2 protein-coding genes are annotated in these 3,361 nt (G+C 35.1%); both read right to left on the bottom strand.

Annotation, left to right across the window (positions count from 1 at the left end; all coding sequences use genetic code 11):
- Positions 1–141 (bottom strand): type IX secretion system membrane protein PorP/SprF (locus tag ACVC08_RS03475; protein WP_452596600.1); only part of this gene is annotated, 141 nt, incomplete at its 3' end.
- Between the two features lie 29 nt (positions 142–170).
- Positions 171–3,361, bottom strand: a 3,191-nt coding sequence (locus ACVC08_RS03470; protein ID WP_452601002.1) for a gliding motility-associated C-terminal domain-containing protein, incomplete at its 5' end; no start/stop codon positions are given.

The raw sequence follows: 3,361 nt of genomic DNA, 5'->3' as shown, positions 1-3,361 counted from the left end.
AGATACGGTTTCTGTAGACCCTGCATAGGCAGGGTTTATTACATTCATATTATACATATACTGCGTATACTGCGGGTCTTGTTGTGCATATAATTGATAGCCTAACAAGAATATGAAAATGGTATATATTAGTTTTTTCATCGGTTTTGTTTTCAAAAAAATCTTAGTTTTTATTTAGCTCTATTAATATATACCCAAGCAGATTTTACTTTAACGTTTTGGTATTTCATTACATAATAGTATGTTCCTACTGGTAGTTCATCTCCATCTTTAGATTGGCCATGCCACTCATCTAAATAATTTGTTTTAGAGTATACTTCAGTACCATTTCTGTTATAGATTTTTAGACTTTGAACATCATAACTACTTAAATCGAAAGTGTCGTTAAGACCATCTCCATTTGGTGAAATCCCTTGAGGAATTACACATGTAGGAAGTTCTACAACAAAAATCTCTGCTGTAGCTGTACAACCTGTAGCATTAAAAGTAGTTTCTATAGTATATGTTCCTTCTGTTAATACAGTGTCTAAATCTAAACTTGTTTCTCCTGGTATTAAATCTCCATTATTATACCATGCAATAGTAACTTCAGATTCTGTATAGTTTTCTGCAGTTGCAGTAATTGTAATTGGTACTGTAGCATTAGGGCATACCTCATAATCAAAATCACTTGTAAATGACGATACAGGTATATCGTTAACTATTAGGTTAAAAGGTGTTACTTTATAACAATCTGATGCAGAAGTATTCTCAACTCTAGCGTATACAATTTGTGGATTACTTGTGTTTTGGTATGGTGAAGTTAAAGCATTAACAGCTGCATTAGCATCTGCTTCACTTGCATAATAAGATACTGTAAATGTTGCTGGATCTTGACCGTTTAAGATATTTGGAGAATTAGACTCTAAATCGAAAAGCTCTACACCATCTCTAGAATCATCATCACATAGCTCCATGTCTACACTTGTTGCAACAGGAAGAGCACCTAAAACAGTTAAAGTAAACGTTGTGTTTGTGCTAGCACATCCAGAGCCAGAACCTACAGCATCTACATCTTCAACTCTAATATAAATTATAGTTCCATCTGTAGCAGAATAAGGTGAAGATATTGGGTTTGTACCTGCCTGAGCATCTCCTAAAGTTTCATGATAAGTAACAACAAAATCTGCAGGATCTTGTCCTGGAGAGTTTAATATAATAGCACTTAAACCAGTAAAATCGAAATCTTCTATACCATCTCCAGATTCATCATCACAAGTAATAATGCTAACTTCATCATCAGGAACAATATTTACTAAAGGATCTTGGTATAAGTTAACAATTACTGTTTGGGTATCGAAACCATCACATTGCGTATCGTATACCGTTACGGTATAACTGTTAGATTCTGTTACTGTAATGGTTGGCCCTGTTAATGTTGGGTCTAAAATACCATTTACAGACCACTCATATAAATCTGCAAAAGAAGAATCTGCTTCTATTACTACAGAGTCAAACCCACAAACGTTAGCTACACTTGGTGTTGCTGGATCATTGTCTAAATCTTCAAAGAAAGTATCGTTACTAACAATTTCTACATCGATAGCTGAGCTTAACGTTCCAGCATCGGTATTCGTCATATTTGTTTGAGTAATTTGAATAATTCCTGGGTCGTTAGCAAAGTTTGTTACTAAAATTAAATAAAAGTCTCCTTCTGTAGCGCCTTCTAAAGTAAAGTTTTCTATTGCAGCGGCAGAATAACTACAATCTGCAATATTACCAAAAGGATAAAAGTCTGGATCTGATGTGTTGTTTGGACAAGAAGGGCAGTCTACTTCTAAGTTAAGATTACAGTAATCTTCATCTGGACTAAAAGGTCCCCATAATACATAATCTACATCAAGTGTATTTCCTATTGCATTTTCGTTAGCATCAAATGCTGTGTTTTGAACAATTTCAACTAAAATATCTCCAGATGAACCAATTTCTAGTACACTATAAGTAGGATTAGGAATGGTTCCTAAACATGCTACAGAGGCATTGTTTGGCATGTCTATTACATTAGAGATGTAAAGTGCTCCACCATCTTCTCCAGCTGGGCAGAAGTTTTCGCTATCTTCACATGTTATATTTGTTGGAGCAATGTATGGTGTAATACATAAGTCGAATGTTGTTGTTTCAGGGTCTCCACCTCCAGAGAATATTCTAATAAAATAAGTGTCTCCTATTGTTAATTGAGGTGTTATATCTGCAGCAGGGAATCCTGCAAAACAATCAATTTCTACTAAAGCATCACATGTACCTTCGTATAATACCATGTCTATATCGAATGTATCACTACCTTGTAAGTTTGTTAAGGCTATTAATTGGAATTCACTTAATGCAGTAAACTGAAACCATACATCGTCATCTGGGTTGCCTGAGCAACTTCCATTTGGAACTCCAGAATCGGTAGCTTCTACTAGTGTTCCTGGTGTACTAACTTCGCAAAGGAATCCATCATTTACTGGAGCTTCTATAGCGTCAATACAGTTGTCGTTATCTGGTGGACAAGCTGCTAATTGAATTGCAGAACTTGTAATGATACAGTTGTTATCTTGCTCATTACTTATTGTAAAAATAATATCTGTTAAAAAAGGGTAAGGACCAAATTGTGTTACCCCTGTTGCAGTTACAGATACACCTGCACTTCCTTGGTTATCTTCAATTAATAAAGAGGTTGCATCGCCTATAGATGTAATATTTACGTCTACAAAAAACTGATCTCCATTATCACAATCATCTACAATTGCATAAGTTGCAGTTGGGTTAATACATGTAGCACATGATACTGTAATATCTAAAGGTGTAAATCCATTATCTGAACAGTTTACAGAACCGTCTGATTGTACTTGGAAAGCTATTGAGCTTCCAGTAGATTGATATGTTATTCCAGAAACATCACCGCCATTTCCATAAGGAGTTGCAGCGTTTAAATCTGTTGTACCATCTGAATCGAAAACAACTAATTCATCCCAACCATTTTCTACTTGCCCAGAATTTATAGTAAAGTTTAGAGGTGTTGTACCATCTACGCTATTAAAAACAAAAATATTAGTATCATTATTTGTATAACAGTATGAGAAGGCTACAGGCCCAGCTGTACAATCTACATATTGGTCTAAGCAAATTTCTTGTGTTAAGGAGTCGCTTACTATAAAGCAGTTCCCGTCGTTATCATTTGTTACTGTAACGACTACATCTGTGTTATTTGCATAAGGACCAAAAGAAACAACTCCTGTTGCGTTTACAACTTGAGAGTTTCCTTGATTGTCTGATACGGTAAGTGATGTTGCTGTTCCTAAATCTGTAATATCTGTTTCTACAAAAAACTGTGGTCCAT

It is taken from the genome of Pontimicrobium sp. MEBiC06410 (genome assembly GCF_053601615.1).
The sequence above is the reverse complement of the archived record's forward strand: the minus strand, read 5'-3'. Positions and strand labels throughout refer to the sequence as shown.